The organism is Pseudaquabacterium pictum, assembly GCF_005403045.1.
GTDB lineage: Bacteria > Pseudomonadota > Gammaproteobacteria > Burkholderiales > Burkholderiaceae_C > Pseudaquabacterium > Pseudaquabacterium pictum.
The window spans coordinates 135,903-157,999 of sequence record NZ_BJCL01000009.1 but is presented as its reverse complement, the minus strand read 5'-3'; the positions used below and the strand labels follow the sequence as shown (position 1 = coordinate 157,999).

15 protein-coding genes are annotated in these 22,097 nt (G+C 67.9%); 10 read left to right on the top strand and 5 right to left on the bottom strand.

The genetic code is table 11. The features are described from left to right. Positions 1-11 precede the first annotated feature (11 nt). The 4 genes from FFT10_RS17590 to FFT10_RS17575 are packed head-to-tail and all read left to right on the top strand — an operon-like array spanning position 12 to position 5,780. Positions 12-1,235, top strand: a complete 1,224-nt coding sequence (locus FFT10_RS17590) for an MFS transporter (protein ID WP_137734164.1) — start codon at positions 12-14, stop codon at positions 1,233-1,235. Continuing rightward, positions 1,232-1,681, top strand: a complete 450-nt coding sequence (locus FFT10_RS17585; RefSeq protein WP_137734163.1) for an NUDIX domain-containing protein — start codon at positions 1,232-1,234, stop codon at positions 1,679-1,681. The genes FFT10_RS17590 and FFT10_RS17585 overlap by 4 nt, the downstream gene beginning before the upstream one ends. A gap of 33 nt (positions 1,682-1,714) precedes the next feature. Further along, positions 1,715-4,477, top strand: coding sequence for a M16 family metallopeptidase (locus FFT10_RS17580; protein ID WP_137734162.1), 2,763 nt, complete (start codon positions 1,715-1,717; stop codon positions 4,475-4,477). Between the two features lie 25 nt (positions 4,478-4,502). Then, entirely contained in the window at positions 4,503-5,780 is a 1,278-nt protein-coding gene (locus FFT10_RS17575) for an amidohydrolase (protein WP_137734161.1), read from the top strand. Positions 5,781-5,798: 18 nt separating this feature from the next. Here the strand turns inward: FFT10_RS17575 and FFT10_RS17570 are convergent, their stop codons facing one another. Then, on the bottom strand, positions 5,799-6,764 hold the full coding sequence (locus FFT10_RS17570; RefSeq protein WP_137734160.1) for an alkaline phosphatase D family protein: 966 nt from the start codon (positions 6,762-6,764) through the stop codon (positions 5,799-5,801). 270 nt (positions 6,765-7,034) lie between these two features. Here FFT10_RS17570 and FFT10_RS17565 point away from each other — a divergent pair, with 270 nt between their 5' ends. The 6 genes from FFT10_RS17565 (at position 7,035) to pepA (ending at position 17,581) form a co-directional block, all read left to right on the top strand. Further along, on the top strand, positions 7,035-8,417 hold the full coding sequence (locus FFT10_RS17565; RefSeq protein ID WP_137734159.1) for a GNAT family N-acetyltransferase: 1,383 nt from the start codon (positions 7,035-7,037) through the stop codon (positions 8,415-8,417). 221 nt (positions 8,418-8,638) lie between these two features. Continuing rightward, on the top strand, positions 8,639-10,021 hold the full coding sequence (locus FFT10_RS17560; protein ID WP_137734158.1) for a TIGR03013 family XrtA/PEP-CTERM system glycosyltransferase: 1,383 nt from the start codon (positions 8,639-8,641) through the stop codon (positions 10,019-10,021). Between the two features lie 87 nt (positions 10,022-10,108). Then, on the top strand, positions 10,109-12,253 hold the full coding sequence (gene prsK / locus FFT10_RS17555; protein ID WP_137734157.1) for an XrtA/PEP-CTERM system histidine kinase PrsK: 2,145 nt from the start codon (positions 10,109-10,111) through the stop codon (positions 12,251-12,253). Further along, positions 12,250-13,638: a PEP-CTERM-box response regulator transcription factor gene (gene prsR, locus FFT10_RS17550; protein ID WP_137734156.1), complete on the top strand. Its 1,389-nt coding sequence runs from the start codon at positions 12,250-12,252 to the stop codon at positions 13,636-13,638. Before prsK ends, prsR begins: the two co-directional genes overlap by 4 nt. Before the next feature lie 55 nt (positions 13,639-13,693). Further along, positions 13,694-16,447, top strand: a complete 2,754-nt coding sequence (gene prsT / locus FFT10_RS17545) for an XrtA/PEP-CTERM system TPR-repeat protein PrsT (protein ID WP_162520832.1) — start codon at positions 13,694-13,696, stop codon at positions 16,445-16,447. Between the two features lie 198 nt (positions 16,448-16,645). After that, positions 16,646-17,581 carry a flocculation-associated PEP-CTERM protein PepA gene (gene pepA / locus FFT10_RS17540; RefSeq protein ID WP_137734154.1) on the top strand — a complete coding sequence of 312 codons (936 nt, stop codon included), beginning with the start codon at positions 16,646-16,648 and terminating at the stop codon, positions 17,579-17,581. Positions 17,582-17,722: 141 nt separating this feature from the next. On the opposite strand, the gene FFT10_RS17535 is transcribed toward pepA, so the two are convergent. The 4 genes from FFT10_RS17535 to FFT10_RS17520 are packed head-to-tail and all read right to left on the bottom strand — an operon-like array spanning position 17,723 to position 21,922. Beyond that, complete coding sequence (locus FFT10_RS17535; protein WP_137734153.1) at positions 17,723-18,991, bottom strand: hypothetical protein; 1,269 nt, start codon at positions 18,989-18,991, stop codon at positions 17,723-17,725. A 4-nt stretch (positions 18,992-18,995) separates the two neighbouring features. Beyond that, a complete protein-coding gene (locus FFT10_RS17530) occupies positions 18,996-19,790 on the bottom strand; it encodes an outer membrane lipoprotein-sorting protein (RefSeq protein ID WP_137734152.1) in 795 nt (264 codons plus the stop codon). A gap of 25 nt (positions 19,791-19,815) precedes the next feature. Beyond that, positions 19,816-21,222 carry an ABC transporter permease gene (locus tag FFT10_RS17525; protein WP_137734151.1) on the bottom strand — a complete coding sequence of 469 codons (1,407 nt, stop codon included), beginning with the start codon at positions 21,220-21,222 and terminating at the stop codon, positions 19,816-19,818. Then, positions 21,215-21,922 carry an ABC transporter ATP-binding protein gene (locus FFT10_RS17520; RefSeq protein WP_137734250.1) on the bottom strand — a complete coding sequence of 236 codons (708 nt, stop codon included), beginning with the start codon at positions 21,920-21,922 and terminating at the stop codon, positions 21,215-21,217. Before FFT10_RS17520 ends, FFT10_RS17525 begins: the two co-directional genes overlap by 8 nt. Positions 21,923-22,097: the final 175 nt, after the last annotated feature.

Genomic DNA, 22,097 nt, shown 5'->3' with positions numbered 1-22,097 from the left:
ACACTGGGCCGATGCCTGCCGCCCCCTCCGCAGCCGCCGCCGCACCGGAAGAGTCGCGCCAGGCCTGGGTGGTGGTCTGGGCCTGCTTCACCGCGCTGGCGGTGATCTTCGGCGTGTCGTACTCCTTCGCCGCCTTCTTCGAATCCCTGACCACCGCCTTCAACGCCCGCCGGGCCGATGTGTCGCTGGTGTTCGGCCTCTGCGGCCTGGTGTACTTCACCGGCGGTGCTGCCGCCGGCCTGGCGGCCGACCGCTTCGGCCCGCGCCTGGTGTGCGGCGCCGGCATGCTGTGCATCGCCGCCGGCCTGGCGGTCAGCAGCCTGGCCACGCAGATGTGGATGGTCTACCTGGCCTACGGCGTGGGCATCGGCGTGGGCATCGCCCTGGTCTACACGCCGTCGATCGCTTGCGTGCAGCCCTGGTTCACCCGCCGGCGCGGCCTGGCAGCCGGCATCGCCAGTGCCGGCATCGGCGCCGGCACGGTGCTGGTGCCGCTGCTGGCCACCGCGCTGATCGCCGCGCTGCAGTGGCGCAGTGCCATGCTGTGGCTGGCGCTGGGTGTGGTGTTGCTCGGCGGTGGCGCCACGCTGCTGCTGCAGCGCGCGCCGGCGGCCAGCGGTGCCGGCGGCCGGGCGGTGGCCGGCCACACGCTGCGCCAGGCCATGGCCACGCCACACTTCCGCTGGTTCTATCTGATGACCTTCCTGGCCGGGCCGGTGATGTTCGTGCCCTTCGCCCATGTCTCGGCCGCCGCCCGCGACCTGGGCGTGGACGATGCCCGCGCCGTTGGCCTGGTCGGGCTGATCGGCATCGGCAGCCTGACCGGGCGCTTCGCCATCGGCGCGCTGGCCGACCGGGTGGGCCGGCCGCTGACGCTGGCCCTGGCCATGGCCTCGATGGGCCTGTGCTTCCTGGCCTGGTGGGCCGCCGGCGGCTGGGCGGCGATGGCGGTCTTTTCGCTGTGGATGGGGTTGAGCTACGGCGGCATCGTCTCGCTGATGCCGGCGATGTGCATGGACCTGTTCGGCGCCCGTGCGGTGTCGGCCATCATCGGCACGCTGTACACCGGCGCGGCCGCCGGCAACCTGCTGGGGCCCTGGGTGGCCGGCGCGGTGTTCGATGCCACCGGCAGCTACATGCCGGTGATCTGGGGCTGCCTGCTGCTGTCGGCGCTGGCCACGGCGGCCGCCTGGCGCCTGGTGGGCCCGCCACCGCCTGCGCCCGCTGCCGCATGAAGACGCTGTCCTGCGGCATCCTGGTGGTGAACGCGCGGCACGAACTGCTGCTGTGCCACGTCACCGGTGCCTGGCACTGGGACATTCCCAAGGGTGGGGTCAACCCCGGCGAGGCACCCCTGGCCGCCGCGCTGCGCGAGACCCGCGAGGAATGCGGACTCGACTTCACCGGCCAGCCGCTGCTCGACCTGGGCCAGATGCCCTACCGCCCGCGCAAGGACCTGCACTTGTATGCGGTGCTCAGCGATCGTTTTGATGCCGCCATCTGCCACTGCGACAGCCACTACAGCGACGGCTGGGGCCGCGACCGGCCCGAGATGGACGGCTTCGAGTGGACCCGCTTCGACCGCGTGCACCGCCGCTGCGCCCGCCACATGGCCGAGGTGCTGACGCAGACGCTGTCGCTGCCGGCCCTGCTGGCACGCCTGCAATCCGGCGCAGCCTAGACTGCAGGCCGTCCCCGCTTCCGGTCTGCCGCCATGAACCTGCTGCCCCGCTCTTCCCGCCGCCTGCTGGCCGCCGGCCTGCTGCTGTCGGCCCTGGCCTCCACCAGCCTGCTGGCGCCCGCCTGGGCCCAGGCGCTGCCGGCCGGGCTGCAGCAGGTCACCCAGGTCGAAGGCATCACCGAATACCGCTTGCCCAACGGCCTGCAGGTGCTGCTGGTGCCCGATGCCACCAAGCCCAGCACCACGGTGAACCTGACCTACCGCGTCGGATCCCGCCACGAGAACTACGGCGAGACCGGCATGGCCCACCTGCTGGAGCACCTGATCTTCAAGGGTACGCCCACGCAGAAGAACCTGATGGGCGAGTTCGGCCGCCGCGGCCTGCGCTTCAACGGCACCACCTGGTACGACCGCACCAACTACTTCGCCAGCTTCACCGCCAACGACGAGAACCTGCGCTGGTACCTGGCCTGGCAGGCCGATGCCATGGTCAACAGCCTGATCGCCCGCAGCGACCTCGACAGCGAGATGACTGTGGTGCGCAACGAGATGGAGGCCGGCGAGAACAACCCGGTGCGCGCCACGCTGCAGCAGACCATGGCCGCCATGTACCAGTGGCACAACTACGGCAAGTCGACGATCGGTGCGCGGGCCGATGTCGAGAACGTCGACATCGGCCGGCTGCAGGCCTTCTACCGCCTGCACTACCAGCCCGACAACGCCACCCTGGTGGTGGCCGGCCGCTTCGACCCGGCCCAGGTGCTGGGCTGGGTGGCGCAGAGCTTCGGCCCCATCCCCAAGCCTGCGCGCGTGCTGCCGCCCACCTACACGATTGACCCGGCGCAGAACGGCGAGCGCACGGTGGCGGTGCGGCGCCGCGGCGGTGCGCCCTTCCTGCTGGCGGCCTGGCACGGCGTGCCGGCGGCGCACCCCGACTATGCCGCCGTCGAGGCGGTGGTGGCGATGCTGGGCACGGCGCCGTCGGGCCGGCTGCACAAGCGGGTGGTCGAGCAGAAGCTGGCGGCCTCCAGCTTCGGCTTCAGCTTCGGCCTGGCCGAGCCGGGCCCGCTGCTGCTGGGCCTGCAGCTGGCGCCGGGGCAGGATGTCGACCAGGCCCGCCAGGCCATGCTGGCCACGGTGGACGGCCTGGCCACCGAGCCCTTCACGGCCGAGGAGCTGTCGCGGGCGCGCACCCAGTGGCTCAACGACTGGGCCCAGGGCTTCTCCGACCCCGAGCGGGTGGGCGTGGCGCTGAGCGAGGCCATCGGCAACGGCGACTGGCGGCTGTACTTCCTGGCCCGCGACCGCATGCGGGCGCTGCAGCTGGCCGATGTGAACCGCGTCGCCCAATCCCTGCTGGTGGCCGACAACCGCACCATCGGCACCTACCTGCCCACCGACAACCCCAAGCGCGCGCCCGACCCGGCGCTGGTGCAGGTGGCGCCGATGCTGCAGGGCTACAAGGGCGATGCCGCCGTGGCCCAGGCCGAGGCCTTCGACGCCACCCCCGCCAACCTGGACGCCCGCACCCAGCTCAGCACCCTGCCCAGCGGCCTGAAGGTGGCGCTGCTGCCCAAGGGCACCCGTGGCGCCACGGTGCAGGCGCGGCTGGTGCTGCGCTTCGGTGATGTCGACAGCCTGCGCGGCCGCGGCATGGCGGTGTCGATGGTGGGTGGCCTGATCGACAAGGGCGGCGCCGGCATGACGCGCGCGCAGATCAGCGACGCCTTCGACAAGCTGCAGGCCGAGGTGGCCTTCGGCGCCAGCGGCCAGACGCTGACCGTTGGCATCACCACCGTGCGCCAACACCTGCCGGCCGTGGTGTCCCTGGTGGGCAAGCTGCTGAAGGAGCCGGCCTTCCCGGCCGATGCGCTGGACGAGCAGCGCCGCCAGCTGCTGGCCGGCATCGCCGCGCAGCGGGCCGAGCCCGGTGCGGTGGCGTCCAACGCCGCCCAGCGGCATGGCAACCCGTACCCGCGTGGTGATCTGCGCCATGCGCCCAGCTTCGACGAGCTGGTGGTCGATGCCAACGCGCTGACCGTCGACACGGTGCGCGCGGCGCACCGGCGCTTCCTCAGCGCCGCCACCGGCGAGTTCGGCGCTGCCGGCGACATGGATGCCGAGGCGGTGCGCACCGCCCTGGCCCAGGCCTTCGGCGACTGGCGTGCGCCGGCCGACGGTCCGCTGGCCTATGTGCGGGCGCCACAACCGCTGGTGGTGCCACCGCCGCTGCGCCAGAAGCTGGCCACGCCCGACAAGCCCAACGCCAACCTCGTGCTGGTGCAGCCGGTGGCGCTGAACGACACCCATCCCGACTACCCGGCGCTGCTGGTGGCCAACCACCTGCTGGGCGGCTACACCGGCTCGCGCCTGTGGGTGCGGGTGCGCGAGCAGGGCGGCCTCAGCTACGACGTGCGCAGCGGCCTGCAGTGGAACAACCACGAGCTGGCCTCGCGCTGGCAGGCTTCGGCCATCTTCGCGCCGCAGAACCAGCCCAAGGTCGAGGCCGCGTTCCAGGAGGTGGTCACCGGCACGCTGAAGGACGGCTTCACCCAGAAGGAGCTGGACGAGGGCCGCACCGGCCTGCTCAACCAGCGCCGCCTCGGCCGCGCCCAGGATCCGGTGGTGGCCGGCGCCCTGGTCGGCAACCTGGACCTGGGCCGGCGCTTCGCGCTGCAGCAGGCCACCGACGATGCCATCGCCGCGCTGACGCTGGACCAGGTCAACGCCGCGCTGCGCCGGCACATCGACCCGGCGAAGTGGGTGGTGGTCTGGGCCGGTGACTTCAAGAACTGACAACACCCGAACGAGGAGACCCGCGATGAACACCGACACCCCCGTGAACGCCAGCCCCCTGGCCGCCGCCATCGAAGCCGCCGCCCAGGCCGTGCTGGACCGCGTGACCGCCTGGCGGCGCGACTTCCACGCCCACCCCGAGCTGGGCAACCGCGAGTTCCGCACCGCCGGCATCGTGGCCGAGCACCTGCGCGCGCTGGGTCTGGACGAGGTCAAGACCGGCGTCGCCCACACCGGCGTGGTGGGGCTGCTCAAGGGCGGCCTGCCCGGCCCGGTGGTGGCCCTGCGCGCCGACATGGACGGCCTGCCGGTGGCCGAGGAGGTCGACATCCCCTTCGCCAGCAAGACCAAGGCCGAATGGAACGGCGAGCAGGTGGGCGTGATGCATGCCTGCGGCCACGACACCCACACCGCCATCCTGATGGGCGTGGCCGAGGTGCTGGCCGGCCTGCGCGCGCAGCTGCCGGGCACGGTGAAGTTCCTGTTCCAGCCGGCCGAGGAGATGCCGCCCGAAGGTGAAGACGGCGGCGCCAAGATGATGGTGGCCGAGGGCGCGATGCAGAACCCCAAGCCCGATGCGGTGTTCGGCCTGCATGTCACCAGCCGGCTGCCGGTGGGCGTGATCGGCTACCGCCCCGGCCCCACCATGGCCAGCAGCGACAGCCTGAAGATCACCGTGCGCGGCAGCCAGACCCACGGCGCCATGCCCTGGTTCGGCGTCGACCCCATCGTCACCAGCGCCCAGGTGGTGATGGGCCTGCAGACGGTGGTCAGCCGCCAGATCGATCTGACGCAGGAGCCGGCGGTGGTCACCATCGGCACCATCCATGGCGGCCTGCGGCAGAACATCATCCCCGACGAGGTGGTGATGACCGGCACCATCCGAACCTTCGACGAAGCCATGCGCGACGATGTGCACGAGCGGGTGAAGTACCTGGGCGAGACCCTGGCCAAGGCCAACCGGGCCAACTGCCTGGTCTGCATCAACAAGCACTACCCGGTCACCGTCAACGACCCGGTGCTGACCGAGGCCATGCGCCCCAGCCTGGCCCGCAGCGTGGGCGAGGACAAGCTGATGCTGGTGCCCAAGGTGATGGGCTCGGAGGATTTCTCGTTCTTCCAGCGCGAGGCGCCCGGCCTGTTCTACTTCGTCGGCGTGGTGCCGCAGGGCGTCAACCCGCTGACGGTGGCGCCCAACCACTCACCGCGGTTCTATGTGGACGAAGGCTGCCTGATCGTCGGCGTGCGCAGCCTGGCCCACCTGGCGGCGGACTTCCTGCACCACGGCGCCACCGCCGGTTGAGGCTGCCGCCGGCGTCGGTCAGACGCTGGTCACGCCCCAGGTGTGGCGGTCGATCGCCCAGGCGCCCACCGAATCCGGCGTGCCGTGGCTGAAGAAATCCAGCCGCAGCGTGGCCGGGTCGGTGGTCAGAAGCGCGTAGTTCTGGCACTTCGAGCCCACGCCCACCAGCTTGCACACGGCGGCGCCTGACGATGTGGCGTCATGCAGCCAGCGGCCGTTGCCCAGGTTGATCGACTTGAAGCGGTTGGCATGGATGTCGCCGCTGAGCACCAGGATCTTGTAGGTGCGGGCCAGCCCGAGCAGCCAGTTGAAGTCGTCGAACAGCGCCCAACGGGCGTCGTCGTCGGCCTGCACCACCGATCCTGATGCGATCAGGTGCACCGCCGCTGGCGCCGCGGCCAGCTTGGCCTCGATCTGCGCGCGCTGGGCGGCGCCCAGCAGGTCTTTGCCGATGCGCCAGGAGCGGCCGTCGGTCAGGTGCAGGTGCAGGTCGGGTGCCAGCGCGCGGTGGCGGTAGCCGGGCGGCGGCTCGTTGGTCTGGTTGATGCTGGCATCGTTGTAGGCGCTGGGAAAGCTGCCCGGCGCCAGCCGCTCGTCCAGCGTGCGCCGGAAGGCATTGAACAGCGCCCGCGAGATGCGGATGTTCTCCTTGTAGATGATCTTGTCGATCGCGCCTTCGCCGTAGCTCTCGTCCCACAGGAAGTCGTGGTCATCCCAGACCGCGTCGGTGGGCACGGCCGACACCAGGGCGCGGAACTGCGGCTGGTCCAGCTGGGTGCGCCAGCGGCCCAGCACATGCTGCAGGAAGTCCACCGGCGCCAGCTGCTTGGGATGGGTGATGCCGATTGGGTAGGGCGGTGCGTCGATGTAGACCGAATCGCCCAGCAGCAGCACCCGGTCGGGCCGCTGTGCGGCGATCTGGTCCCACACCGGCTGCTGGGCGAACACGGTGAACGCCATGCACGATGTGAACGCGATCTTCATGGTCAAGGTCCTCGGGGATGCAGCATTGCAGATGACGCCGGCGTGGCGCTGGGGCAATGTAGCCCGATTGGCCGGACGCCGGCGCGGCTGGCCGTGGTCCGAACTGGGGATGCCGGCCTGCCGCTGACAGCCCGCCCCGCAGGCGCGGCGTGCACAAGCTGTTACCCGTTGGTGCCGGCGTGTCCCTTCATTGGTGCGCGGTTCTGCCGATCAAACAAGACAAGGTGTCAAGGGTGCCGTCCGGTGCCCGCCTTGGCGCTGTACCCACCCATGAAACGTTCCCTGGCCTCGATCGCCCGCAAGTCCCTGCACCAGGCGGCGCGCCTGGCGTTGTCCTTGCTGCCCAGCCGCTGGCGCTTTGCCTTCTTCCGCAGCCTGATCGACTGCGACGACCAGCCCGATCAGCGGCTGGAACTGAAGATCGCCGACACCCAGGACGAACTGGAGGCCTGCTTCCGCATCCTGCATGACGCCTACGTGGCCGCCGGCTTCATGCAGCCCGACCCCTCGGGCCTGCGGGTGACGATCTACCACGCCCTGCCCACCACCACCACGCTGTGCGCCAAGTGGGATGGGCAGGTGGTCGGCACGATCTCGATGATCCGCGAGGGGGTGTTCGGCTTCCCGCTGCAATCGGTCTTCAATTTGGGTCAGGTGCGCTCAAAAACCGGCAAGATCGCCGAAATCTCGGCCCTGGCGATTGATCCGCGGTTCCGCGCCACCGGCGGGCGCATCCTGTTTCCGCTGATGAAGTTCATGTACGAGTACTGCCGCGAGTACTTCGACACCCGCCACATCGTGATCGCGGTCAATCCGAACAAGATCGAGATGTACGAGTCGCTGCTGTTCTTCGAGCGCTTGCAGGCGCGGATGGTGGACAACTACGACTTCGCCAACGGCGCGCCGGCGGTGGGTGCCACGCTGGACCTGCTGCACGCGCCCGAGGTGTTCCGCCAGGCCTATGCCCACAAGCGGCCGCGCAAGAACCTGTTCCGCTATTTCGTGGAGACGCGGCTGGCCAACATCAAGGCGCCGAACCGGCGGTTCTTCACCACCAACGATCCGGTGCTGACGCCGGCGATGATGGACCACTTCTTCAACCGGCGCACCACGGTGTTCCAGTCGCTGAACGACCGCCAGCGCCTGCTGCTGCGCTCGATCTACGACCACGCCGACTACCGTGCGGTGCTGCCGGCGCCGTCCGAAGGCGCGGACGAACTGGTGTCGCTGCGGCAGCACCAGCGCTTCTCGATCCGCTGCCCGGCACGGCTGTCGGTGCGCTCCTACGACACCCGGCTGAGCTTTCCGCTGCAGGTGATCGAGCTGTCGCTGCACGGCTTCCAGGCCGAGTGCGCCTTGCCGCTGCCCGAAGGCACACGCGGCTGGGTCGAGATCGAACTGGGCGAGAACGAGACAGCGCTGGCCGAGGCCACTGCGGTGCGGCGCCACGAGGTCGGCGGCCAGGTGTTCTACGGCTTTGCGGTGCCGGCGCCGGATGCCGCATGGCAGCGCTGCGTGGTGGCGCTGCAGACCGGCAGCACCCATGCCGATCTGGACGCGGTCCAGCCCCCGGCGGCACCGCAGCCGCCGGTGCTGCGCCCGGTGGCTGCACCCGTGCGGCCGCTGTCGCTGGAGCTGGTGGCGCCGGACTGATCTTCCGCCGGGCCGGGTGTCCGCCGGTGCAACAATCCACTGCTGGCGTGAGATCGGTCGCAAGGCCCCCCGGCCAGCGGGATTGCCCCGACGGCAGCGTGGTGCTTACAGTCGGTCGATTCAAAGGCCTGCAGGCCGGTGCCCCGATCGGGCGCCCGTGCATGGCGTGCGTTTGCATGGGACACGGCGAAACCCGCGCCGGGCCCTGTCAGGAGAATTCCATGGTCAGGTTGTTCAACCATTACTTCCACGCGTGGACGTTGCGCAGGGTGTTCTTCGACTTCCTGCTGTCCTTGCTGGCGTTGGCGGGTGTGGTGCTGGCCCAGGCCGAGAGCGTGAAGCTGGCCATCCCGATGGCCGGCGCCCAGGTGGTGTCCCTCGCCGCCGGCCTGTTCGTCATCAACAGCGCCTCGGGCCTGTACCAGCGCGCCCAGGATTGGTCGGTGGTCGAATCCACGCTGCGCGCTGCGCTGGCCCTGGTGCTGGCGCTGCTGCTGACCTACCAGATCTTCCAGGTGCTGCCGGTGGGCTTCGGCAACCTGGACGCGATCCGGGCCTCCGCCATGCTGGTCATCGCCGCCCTGATCCTGCGCCGGGTGGTGATGGGCTACTGGGCCACCAAGTCGCGCGCCGGTGCCCGGGTGCTGATCTTTGGTTCCGGCCCGGCTGCCCAGATGGTGGGCAGCACCCTGCGTGCCGCCGATCCGCTGGCCACCATCGTCGGCTACTTTCCCGGCCCCAACGAGAAGCAGACCGCGGTGCCCGAGGCCGAGCGGCTGAGCGCCGAGCAATCCCTGACGCAGACGGCCCAGCGGCTGGGCGTCGACGAGATCATCGTCGCGCTGACCGAGCGCCGCTCCGGCAGCATGCCGCTGCGCGAACTGCTCGACTGCAAGCTGTCGGGCGTGCAGGTGTTCGACATCACCACCTACTTCGAGCGCATGCTCGGCCAGATCCGCATCGACTTCGTCAATGCCGGGTGGCTGATCTTCGGCGATGGCTTCAACCAGGGCTTCTACCGCACCGCGGTCAAGCGCATCTTCGACATCCTGTGTTCCGGCGTGCTGATCATCCTGGCCGCGCCGGTGATGCTGATCACCGCCATCGCCATCAAGCTGGAAAGCCAGGGCCCGGTGTTCTACCGCCAGGAGCGGGTGGGCTACAACGGCAAGCCGTTCCTGGTGACCAAGTTCCGCAGCATGCGCACCGACGCCGAGAAAGACGGCAAGCCGCGCTGGGCCACCGCCAACGACAGCCGCGTCACCCGCGTGGGCAACATCATCCGCCTGATCCGCGTGGATGAACTGCCCCAGTTGTTCAATGTGCTCACCGGCGACATGAGCCTGGTCGGCCCGCGCCCGGAGCGGCCGTTCTTCGTCGAGCAGCTCACCAACGAGATTCCCTACTACGCGGTGCGCCACAGCATCAAGCCCGGCGTCACCGGCTGGGCCCAGGTGCGCTACCAGTACGGGTCGACCGTGGAAGACTCGCAGGAGAAGCTGCAGTACGACCTGTACTACGTGAAGAACCACAGCCTGTTCCTCGATTTCGTCATCCTGATCGAGACGGTGGGCGTGGTGCTCACGGGCAAGGGCGCGCGCTGAGCGCGTTGAAACCTCGCTTGCTTCAAGCCCCCCGGGCCACCCTGCCCCGGCCGCGGCTGTGCGGCGCATCTGCGTGATGCCGTTGCCATGGACAGCTTCGACGATCTGCTGAACTTCGACGTGCAAAGCGCCAGCCTGCAGGCTGCCGGCTTTGCGCTGGTCGCGCTGTTGTACGGCGGTTATGCGTGGCACCTGCTGCGCACCGGCCTGCTGCACCGGCCGGTCAGCGGATCGGCGCGCGCTTTTTTCGCTGCCGTCGTCGCCACCCTGGTCTGGGGTCTCATCGGCCTGGCCGACCTGTTCAGCACCAAGCTGCTCACCTGGCATCTGGCGCTGCTGTTCGATCAGCTGCGGTACGCCGCCTTGGCCGCCTTCATGCTGATGCTGCTGCGGCCGATGTCGGTCCAGTTGCGCACCTGGCGCACCAGGCTCTGGCTGGGTGTGCCAGCCGCGCTGCTGGCAGCCAGCCTGGTCAGCAATCTGGCGCTGGGTCTGTCTGGCGACACCTGGCCGGTTGCCGGCCGAGCGCTGTTGGTGACGCAGCTGGGCTGGGCGGTGCTGGGCCTGCTGCTGGTGGAACAGGTGTTCCGCAACCAGACGGAGCAGAACCGCTGGGGCGCCAAGCCGCTGTGCCTGGGGCTGGGCGGCCTCTTCCTGTTCGACGTCTACCTGTACAGCCAGGCGCTGATGTTCGGTGCCTTCGACACCGACGCGCTCACCGCGCGCAGCCTGGTGCATGCGGTGGCCATGCCGCTGTTGCTGATGGCCAGCAGCCGCAGCCAGGGTTGGCTGTCCAAGGTGCAGGTGTCGAAGACCGCGGCGTTCTACTCGGCCTCGCTGCTGCTGATCGGGCTGTACCTGCTGTTCATCGCCGCGGTGGGCTACTACGTGCGCTTCTTCGGGGGCACCTGGGGCGGTGCGCTGCAGGTGGCGCTGCTGTTTGCGGCTGGTGTGCTGCTGTTGGTGCTGGTGTTCTCGGGGGCGATGCGCGCGCGGCTGCGCGTCTTCCTGGGCAAGAACTTCTTCAGCTACCGCTACGACTACCGGGTGGAGTGGCTGCGCTTCACCGCGATGCTGTCCACCAAGAGCAATCCGCAGGAAGTGGGTGCGCTGGTGGTGCGCGGCCTGGCCGACATGGTGGAGTGCGCGGCAGGTGCACTGTGGTTCAAGGCCTTGGGTGACGACCAGTTCGTGCAGTCCGCCACCTGGAACCTGCCCGAGCTGCCGGCCCGCGAACCGACCGACTCCCTGTTCTCTCGCTTCATCGCCGAACGCGAGTGGATCATCGACCTGCCGGCCGCCCATGCCCGCCGCAGCGCCGCCGACGAAGCCGAGGTGGTGCCTGGCTGGCTGGGTGCGCTGCCCGACGCCTGGCTGGTGGTGCCCCTGCTGGTGGGCGACGAGTTGCTGGGCTTCGTGGTGCTGGCCAGGCCGCGCACGCAGGTGACCCTGGACTGGGAGGTGCGGGATCTGTTGAAGACCGCTGCCCGCCAGGCCGCCGGCTTTCTGGCCCAAATGCATGCCACCGAGGCCCTGCTGGAGGCGCGCAAATTCGACGCCTTCAACAAGATGAGTGCGTTCGTGGTGCACGACCTGAAGAACATCATCACGCAGCTGTCGTTGATGATGAAGAACGCCGAGCGCCACCGCGACAACCCCGAGTTCCAGGCCGACATGTTGATGACGGTGGAGAGCAGCCTGGACAAGATGCGGCAGATGATGTTGCAGCTGCGCGAGGGCGCCAAGCCGACTGGCGTGGCATCGGGCGTGGACCTGGCACCGTTGTTGCAACGCATCGAGACAGCCGCACGCCAGCGCGGGCGCCAGCTCGAGGTGCTGGTGGACGACCGTGTGGCCACCCGCGGCCATGAAGAGCGGCTGGAGCGGGTCATCGGCCATGTTGTGCAGAATGCCCTGGACGCCACACCTAACTCGGGTAGGGTGTGGGTGCGGCTGTCCCAGGCGGCGGGCCGCGCCTGCCTGGAAGTGGGCGACACTGGTGCCGGCATGAGCGCGGAGTTCATCCAGCATCGCTTGTTCCGCCCCTTCAGTTCCACCAAGGGAAGCGGCATGGGCATCGGGTCTTATGAGAGTTTCCAGTACGTCAAGGAACTGGGCGGGAGCATCGACGTGAAGAGTGAACTGGGGCAGGGCACCTTGGTGACCGTGCTGTTGCCGTTGTTCGATGTGCGCACCGGCACCGACCTGCGCGCGCCGGGGCTGGTGCGATGAGCGCCGGCACGCCTTCGTCGCCGCTGCTGATCGTCGAAGACGATCTGGCGCTGCAGAAGCAGATCAAGTGGAGCCTGGACCGTTTCGACTGCGTGACCGCGAGCGACCGGGAGTCGGCGCTGATCGCATTCCGGCGTCACCAGCCGGCGGTGGTGACGATGGACCTGGGCTTGCCGCCCGATCCGGATGCGACCAGCGAAGGGTTCAAGTTGCTCGAGCAGTTGCTGAGCGCCGACCCGAACGTCAAGGTGATCGTGCTGACGGGGCAGAACGACCAGGCCAACGCACTGCGGGCGGTGGCCATGGGTGCCTATGACTTCTTCGCGAAGCCGTTCGAGCCGGAACTGCTGGGCTTGACGATCGATCGCGCGTTTCGGTTGGCGGAGTTGCAGGCGGAAAACCGGCGCTTGCAGGCGGTCAGTCAGCCGGATGCGCTCAGCGGCTTGATCACGCGAGATCCGGAAATGCTGCGGATTGGCCGGATGATCGAGCGGGTCGCGGCCAGTCAAGCCACCGTGCTCTTGCTTGGAGAAAGCGGAACGGGCAAAGAGGTGCTCGCGCAGGCACTGCACCAGGCCAGCAAGCGAGGCGGCAAGTTTGTCGCGATCAATTGCGCGGCCATACCGGAGGCGTTGCTGGAGAGCGAGCTCTTCGGGCACGAACGCGGAGCGTTCACAGGGGCGACCAAAACCACGCCTGGAAAAATCGAACTGGCCCATGGGGGTACGCTTTTCCTGGATGAGATCGGTGATTTGCCGCATCCATTGCAGGCGAAGCTGTTGCGTTTTCTGCAGGAGCGCAAGATCGAGCGGGTGGGTGGCCGCCAGGAGATCGCTGTTGATGTGCGGGTGGTCTGCGCAACCCATCAGAACTTGAAGGGGCAGATCGCAGAACAGAGATTTCGCGAAGACCTGTTCTACCGGCTCGCAGAGATCGTTGTGGACATTCCGCCGGTTCGCGCTCGCATTGGAGACGCCGTCCTCATGGCCCATGCGTTTCTTCGGCGGTTTGCGCTGGAGCAACGGCGTGGCACGTTGACATTTGGCGAGGACGCGATCCGTGCCATCGAGTCCAATGGTTGGCCGGGTAACGTGCGCGAGTTGCTCAGTGCTGTCCGACGTGCTGTCATCATGGCGGATGGCAACCGCATCTCGGCGGCTGATCTCGGTTTGTCGACGGCCAGCAATCGGCCCGTGGACGGCGATCACGTTGACGCCGAGGGTGGTGGCGATCTGGATTTGAGGACTGTGCGCGAACACGCGGAGCGCAGCGCCGTGCTGGCGGCGTTGTCTCGCACGGACAACAACATTGCGCGCGCTGCCGAACTGCTGGGTGTGAGCCGGCCGACGCTCTACGATTTGATGCGACGACTGTCCATTGCTTAATCGCTCCAATCTTCAAGGGCCAGATTCCATGCGGGTTCGTGTCCGTGGTTTGCGCATGCGCCTCTGGGCCGCCGGCGTCGTGATCCTGTTGTCCGCCTGTGGGGCGGACAGTCCGCAAGAACTCCTTGGCAAAGCAAAGGCCAAGACCGAAGCGGGCGATCTCCAGTCGGCTGCGGTCTTGCTGAAGCAGGCGATCCAGTCTCAGCCTGGACAGTGGGATTTGCGCAGTGCGCTCGGCGACTTGCTGTTGCGTGGCGGTGCAGCTGCGGAAGCGCAAATCGAGTTCGAGAAGGCCCTTGAACTCAACGGGCCCAAAGCCGAACTGGTGCCGAAGCTTGCGGACGCGATGATCGGCTCCGGCGCTGCGAAGGCGCTCATCGAGCGCTACGGCGCCACCGACCTCGGTGACGGGAAGTCGAACGCGCTTCTCAAGTCCTGGCTGGCAGAGGCCCAACTGGAAGTCGGAGACCTGGCAAAGGCTGCAGCCGCTGTTGAGGATGCGTTGAAGCTGGATGCCAACGCCAATCGGGCCAAATTGATCAAGGCCCGCATGCTGGTCGGAAAGCGCGATCTGGACGGCGGCTTGGCGTTGGTGAACGAGGCCATCGCAAGTGATCCGTCGCTGGCAAGCGCCAAACACCTCAAGGCTGAGTTGCTCTGGGTTGGCAAGAGCGATCCCGCGAGTGCAGAGACGTTGCTGAAGGAGGTTTTGGAGCAGCAACCCGAGTATCTGCCGGCGTATTCGACCTTGATGTCCATCTTGGCGCAGCAGACCCGTTTCGACGAGTATGCGACTGTCTTGGACAAATTGAAGGCGCGTTTTTCTCGCACACCATTGCGTTATTTCTTCGAGACCCGCCTCCACTTGGCGCGTCGGTCATTGGACAAGGCGTCTGCCAGTGCGCAAGAACTCTTGCGTGTCGCCCCCGATCATGCGTTGTCACTGCAGCTTGCTGGCGCCGTCGACTTTGAACGTGGCATGCAGCGCAGTGCGGAGGCCCATTTGGCCAAGGCCATTCAGATTCAGCCGGATCTTGTGGTCGCCAGGCAAATGCTGGCGCGCATCTACCTGTCGCGGGGGCAGCCCAGGGCAGCGCTCGATGTGTTGAAACCGAACCTCGCTGCGGCCGCGCCTGATGCCAGGTCACTTGCAGTTGCAGGCGAGGCCAGCATGCAGCTCGGAGAGCTCGACCAGGCTGCTGATTGGTTCGAGCGGGCGTCCAAGCTGGCGCCGGCTGACGCGTTGTCCAAGACCGCGCTGGCGGTCCTCGCCGCCAGGGATGGCAAGCCCGATACGAGTGTCGGTCAGTTGCAGGCGCTTGCCGAGAATGACAAGTCGGTCTTTGCTGATTTGGCATTGCTCAGCATCCGCCTTCGGCGCGGTCAGTCAGGTGAAGCGTTTGCCATCACTGACCGGTTGGCCGCCAAGTTGCCGGGCAGCCCCTTGCCTGCACTGTTGCGAGGCCGCATCCATTTGTCGCTGGGCGATGCGGGCAAGGCGCGGCGAGCGTTTGAAGACGCGTTGCGCGTGCGCGCTGACGATTTCCAGGCCAAGGCGGCCCTCGTCAATCTCGATCTCATGGAGCGGGCGTTTGCGCCTGCAGCCGAGCGCGTCGACAGCCTGTTGAAGGCCGATCCCGGCAATTACAGCGCGCACCTGCTTGCCGCCGCCGTGTTGCAGCGCTCAGGCGGGTCAGACGAAAAGATCATGGGCCACCTGCGGGAGGCCATCAGGCTCAGCACCGCCGATGCCTCACCCCGGGTGATGACCATCGAGTACTTGGCGTCCCTGCACAAGAACGAAGCTGCCAAGACGATGGCGCAAGAGGCTGCCGCAGCATTTCCGGATGACCTGCCGGTGATGCGCGCACTGGGGAATGTGCTGATTCGCAGCGGAGACCTGCAACAGGCCATCGTGGTGCTGACCCGCGCAGTCAAGCTGCGGCCGGACGACGCCGCCGTTCAGTTGACGTTGGCCGATGCCCATCTGGCGAAGCGCGACGAGCGTTCCGCCCTGTCCGTGTTGTTGGCTGCCGTGGAGGTGGTGCCCGAGTCGTCGGCTTTGCGGGCCCGGTTGATCGCACTGAGCCTGCGCCAGTCCCGCATGGCCGATGCGCAGCGCGCGGCCAAGGAACTGCAACGGCGCCTGCCCGATCAGGCAGCTGGTTGGGTTCTGGAGTCGGAGCTGGCGGAAGCCCGGCGAGATTTCCAGGCGGCCCTCGCACCCGCCCTGGTTGCGCTGAGGAAACAGGACGGCATTTCCATGGCGCCGAGGGTGCTCGGACTTCAATTCGCAGCCGGGAAGCCACAGGACGCGGAACGGTTCACGCAGGAGTGGTTGCGGGACCATCCAAAGGACACGCTGTTTCTCCGGTTCCTGGGTGAGCGTGCGATGCAAAAGCCGGACTACGCCGCCGCAGAAGATGCCTTTCGGCGCATCGTCGCCGTGAACCCGTCAGACGCGATTGCGTTGAACAACTTGGCGTGGTCCATGTTGAAGGCGGGCAAGGCCGATGCTGTCGCCTATGCGGACAAGGCGGTGGCGCTGATGCCGGGCAATCCGGCGCTGCTGGATACGCAGGCGGACGCACTGACTCTGGCTGGCCGGCCGGCTGACGCGGTCGCCGTCCTGCGTCGGGCGGCCGCCCTGGCGCCGAACAACCCGGTCGGCCGGCTGAAGCTGGCCAAGGCCCTCTCCGCGCAGGATGCCAAGGCGGATGCGAAGGCCGAGCTGGAGGCGCTGCTCGCGGCACACCCCAAGTTCGAAGGCCGCGCGAGCGCGGAGGCGATGTTGCGCGGCCTGCGCTGAAATCGTCCAGCCTCTTCCTGCGCCGCGGAACGCCTGCAAGCCGTCGAATTTTCTTACAGCGCGATTCCCGGCTGATCGGGCAGACCAGAAAAGTGCTGATGCGACAACGACTTGCAAAAAGTCCGAGAGCTGGCCCACCGATTGCTAGTATTTGGTCGTGGTGGACGTCTTCCCACCAACAACCCATCGGAGCGTCTCATGAAACTCAAGCAACTCGCAGCTGTCGCAGCCCTCGCTGGCGCCGCAGCTTTCGGCCCCGCCGCGCACGCCGTGGGCGTGCTGACCTTTGATCCGTCGGCCACCAACGTCGGTGCCACCAACGTGGGCGGCGGTGCCGCTGGCGCGCTGGGCACCAAGGCCGCGTTCGACCTGGACCAGGCCACGCTCACCTACGCTGGCAAGCTGGACGTGGCGCTGAGCCGCGCCAACTCCATTGGTGGTGGTTTCGGCGGTGGCTCGACCTGGGCTGAGTCTGCCAATATCAAGCTGACCCAGTTTTCGCTGGGCGGCGTCGAAATCGACCCGCTCGTCACCGGCCTGAACAAGTCGCTGGCCTCTGGCGAGTACGACCTGTACGCCACCTTCCTGGCGACGGGCACCGGCATCTGGCTGAGCAACTCGAACTTCACGGTGGCATCGATCACCAACATCACGGTGAAGTTCTATGCCTCGCCCATGGGCGCGACCCTGGAGACGCTGGGCGATCCGACGAACGGCACCGACGCCACTGGCGGCGTGACCATTCCTCTGGACAACGTCCTGCTGGGTGTGTCGACCTACGTCAATGATGGCACCGCCCTGGGTTCCGCTTCTGGCCTGGCTGGTGGCCGTGGGTCCACGAGCCTGACCGCGACGCTCGACTTCACCCCGAGCGCTGGCACCACTGGCGCGACCGGCTTCTTCCAAGGTCCGGATCCGTTCGTGATCGCGATCGGCTCGCAGGCCGGTGGTAACACCCTGAACACGTCGGTGTCGGCCAACGGCGCCGGTGTTCGCTGGACCACCCAGAACGCCAACCGTGGTGGTGGCAGCCTGACCTTCGCCGTGGTTCCGGAGCCGGGCGCCCTGGCCCTGGTGGGTCTGGCACTGGCCGCTGCCGGCATCGCGTCGCGTCGCAAGTCGAAGACTGCCTGAGCTTCACGCTTCGGTTGAAAAAGGGCTGCCTCGGCAGCCCTTTTCTTTTGGTGACGCTGCAACAAGCAGGTCATCGGAAGCTTCGGGTTTGCGGACAGTGGCGACCGTCCGCTGCACAACCCGGAGCGGCTCTGGTGGACTTCAGAAGTAGACGAAACCGATCACCTGCGTGACTTGACGGTACGGATAGGCGCCGTACTCCGTGGATGGCGCACCGGCAGTGCGCTGCCACTGCAGCGCCAAGTCAAACCTCGGCCAGTGGTAGCGCAACTCTGCCCAGACCACGCGACTGTTGTCCACCGCGTTCTGCCGCACAAACGCTGTCACGTCCAACTGCTTGAGCAGCACGCCCTTCTGCGTGGCATACAACATCCAGGCACGGCGCGCAGCCAGCTCCTGATCGGCCTGGGCCGTGCTGAACAGCGCAGCGACCGGGACGGGCCCTTGCGCGAACAGCTGTTGCCAACCGGCACGGGTCAGGCCCGCGCCGTTGTAGGCGGCTTCCGCGGTGATCGACAGCCCGCCGGGCAGGTTGTACGTCAGGCCCAGTGTGGCCTGGTGGTGGCGCAGGCGCGGTGCCGGGCCGCCCAATGCGGTGTCCAACAAGCGCGGGCTGCGCGCCATCGACCATTCGGCGTGCACCACGGCGGCATCCGTCACCAACCCGGTCATGTTCAGGCCCAGCCGCGGGCTGCGACCTTCCTCCACCATCCACAGGGCTTCGCCGCTCCAGCGATCAGAGGCCTTGGCCCCCACGGTCAGCACCACGCGGTCGGTGGCATTGGTGCCATCGAGGTCGAGCGAGAACGTGCTGTTCTCCCGTCCGCTGCGGGTGAGCTGCGGCGCCCAGGCGAGGCTGGCGCCGCCGCCATCCCACAATTGACTGGCGCGCACCATGAAGGTGCCGGTGCGGTTCTCACGCAGGGCGATCGGGTCGGCCGTCACCACCGAGCGGGTGGCGCCACGGCGGAAGAAGTCGGTCGGGTTGTAGCTGTAGGCCGGTCCATGGCGCTGGTTGATCCGGCCCAGGTCCACGCTGCGCTGCCCGCTCTCGGACTGCCAGCCCAGATAGGCTTCGCGCAGATGGTGGCGCGTGCTGCGCTGCCCGGGCAGCACGGGGTGGATGTCGTCCAGGCGGTTTGACAGGCCGAAGCGCCACGGCCCGGCCAGTTTGCCGGTCCAGCGCAGATCCACTGCGGCACGGTGCCCGCTGTCTGATCCGAGCGCCTGGCCACGGGCCTGCAGGGCGACCAGCTCCAGCGTCAGGCGCGGTCCGGTGGCAGCCTGGGTGGCAGCCGCTGGCGCCGGCTCAGCAGACTTCAGGTCGAGCGCGTCGTCGTCGTCAGCCGCGTTGGCCAGTCCGCTGGCCAGCGCCAGCGCGATCAACGCGGGCTTGAAGGGTGGTGTCATGGCATTACTCGGCTGAAAAGCGTGGCAGGTAGTCGCGCTGGAACCAACTGGTCGGCGCATTGCGCAGACCGTAGTCTGACAGCCGCACCAGGGTCACGGCCTGCGGGTCCAGTCCGTCGATGATGACAGTCTCTGTCGGTCGGTCCACCCCCAGCTGGGGCTGGAACTTGCGGTAGAACGCCGTCTTCAGCAGCCGGCCGGACTCTGCAAAGAACCGGGCCTTGATCGGGGCGCTGTTGCCGGCGTCCACCCACAGTTCGATGGCGCCGTAGGTGGCGTCGCTGCTGGCCGCTGCCAGCATCAGCTTGTAGGACTTGCGCGTCTGTTTCTCGCCGTCGCGCACGGCTTCTTCGGCAGCCACCGTGGCCTGGTAGTCGCGGGCGAAGTTGACCGTCACCACGTCGCCGTTGGCAGCCTGTCCCATCAGCCGCTGCTGGGGCGAGATGCGCACCGCCGACTTCGTGCCCGGGTCATAGAACCACAGGTCGCTGCCGTTCTTCAGCATGACCTTGCCGGCATCGCGCGCCGGCTGCACGAAGCGCACCAGGCTGGCGAACTGGCCACCGGCCTCCAGCGTGCGGGCCAGGCTGAGCAACGTGGTGGTGTTGACCTGAACGCCCTTCTCGAACTCGGTGAGTGTCACCGTCACCTTGAAGGGCTGGTTGGGATTGCGGATGGCGTCGCTCTGCGCCAGCAGGGCCTGGGCGTCCGGTGCGGCGCTTGCAGCGCCAGGCCAGGCCGATGCGCCGGCCAGCGCCAGCAGGGTGCCGGCGGCCTGCCGGCGGTTGAGAACATGCATCGGAGTCACAGGATGGCAGGGAATGTCAGGCATGGCGCAGGGCCTCCACGATCTTCAGTTGCGCCGCACGCCAGGCCGGCCACCAGGCCGACGCGGTGGCGATGGCCACCAGACCCAGCGCGGTGCCGGCGACGGTGCCAACATCACCCAGCACACGCAGTTGCAGCGGCAGGCGTTCCGAGCTGCCGGGCGGCAGCCAAGTCAGGCCCGACCGGTTCACGATTTCACCCAGCAGCACCGCCATCAGAATGCCGGTGACAGCGCCGGCGCAGCCGAGCATGAACCCTTCCAGCAGAAACAGCCGGCGGATGCCGCTCTGCCGCAGTCCGATGGCGCGCAGGGTACCGATCTCGACGGTGCGCTCGACCACCGCCGTGTTCATCGTGTTGCTCACGGTGAAGAGCACGATGCCGCCGATCAGCACGAAGATGAAGCCGAAGATGAAGTCGAACAGCTGTTCGCTCTGCGCATAGAACGGATTCAGCTCGACGAAGCTGCGCACCGCCAGTGCCTTGCCGCCAGGCAGTGCGTCGACGATCTGCTGCAGACGCTGCGTGGCGGCCTCCAGGTCGGCCGTGCGCGGCAACAGCACCATCACCGCGGTGGCCTGCGGTGGCGCCCGGCCAAACACCAGGCGCTGCGCATGACCCAGGTGCACCAGCACGGCCACCTCGTCCAGCTCCTTGAAGACCTGGTCCTCAGCGGCCACGACATTCAGCGCGGCCACGTTCGGCGCGCCGCGTGCACTGCTGGCCAGCAGTTCGAGCCGGGCGCCGGTGCCGGCCGGTGCGGCTTGCGACGCGTTCTCCGCCATCGCCAGATCGGCAATGTCGCTGGGCAGCGCCTTGGCCTTGCCGGGCGGCGCCTTGGGTGCGGCCTGCTCGGGCACTGGGCAATCGGCAATGCGCAACGGCGCGCACAGCTGCAGCACACGGGCCACGCCGACACCGACGATGGCCGAATCCGGCGCCGTGCCTTCCAGCGGGAACTTCGGCCGCGTCACCGGGATGGCGTACTCGTTCCACTGGCGCATCCGGCTCATGTCCTCGGCCACGTAGCCGGTGCCGATCACCGTGCGCGAGATGCCGGCCTCGAAGTTGCCGGCCAGTCCGCCGAACCGCATCATCGGCGTGGCCACCGACACCATCGGACCGAGCACGGTGTCGTTGCGGATGGCCTTGACGAGATCCTCGTAGCCCGCAATGCCATAGGCGCTGGGATTGCTGCCGCCGAACAGGAAGTAGTCGCGGTGCTGGATCTGCAGATGGCCGCCGGCCCGCACCACGGCCGTCAGCATGGTGGCGCCCAGGTTGGTCTGGAACCCGCTGAACAGCATGATCGACGCCAGCCCGATGGCCAGCGCCACCAAGGTCGAGACGGACCGCCGCCGGTTGCGCAGCAGGTTGCGGACGGCCAGCAGCAGGTCAGCCATGGTCCTCCAGCTGCCCGGGGGTGGTGCTTTCGTAGGCGGACTCTGTGGGCGTGTCCGCGGCCTTGCGGCGGATCGACTGGATCACGCCATCCTTCAGGCTGACCAGGTCGTCGGCGGCCTTCATCAGGCTGCGGTCATGCGACGAGAACAGGAACGAGATCTTGTAGCGGTCCTGCATGCGCCGCATCAGGTTGAGCACCGCTTCGCCGGTGCGGCTGTCGAGGTTGGCCGTGGGTTCGTCGGCGATCACCAGCTTGGGCCGGCGCGCCAGGGCGCGGGCGATCGCCACCCGCTGCCGTTGCCCGCCCGACAACTGGCCTGGCAGGTTGTTGCCGCGGTCGGCCAGGCCCACCGCCTCCAGCAGCCGGGTGACACGCTTGCGCCGACGCTCCGTGGCCATGCCGGCCAGGATCAGCGGGTACTCGACGTTCTCGAAGGCGGTCAGCACCGGGATCAGATTGAAGTTCTGGAAGATGAAGCCGATGTTGGCGGCCCGGAAGTCGGCCAGCGCGTCGTCAGACAGCGCATCGATGCGCTGCCCGGCCACGACCACGTCGCCGGCATCGGCCCGGTCGACACAGCCCACCAGGTTGAGCAAGGTGGTCTTGCCGCTGCCCGACGGTCCGAGCAGCACCGTGAACTGGCCGGGGCGGATCAGCAGATCGATCCCGCGCAGAACCGGGACCTCGACGGCGTCCATCTGGTAACTCTTGACGACGCCGCTGAGGATGGCGGCTGGTTCGGTGGACAAACACGCTCCCGTTCTGGTTGGATCGACAGCGAGGCCGGCAAGCCGGCAGCTGTTGCCCCTGGCACTCTAGCAGTGCGGGCGGCGGCTGAATCTGCCAGTGGACAGGCGATCCCGGTGCATTTGC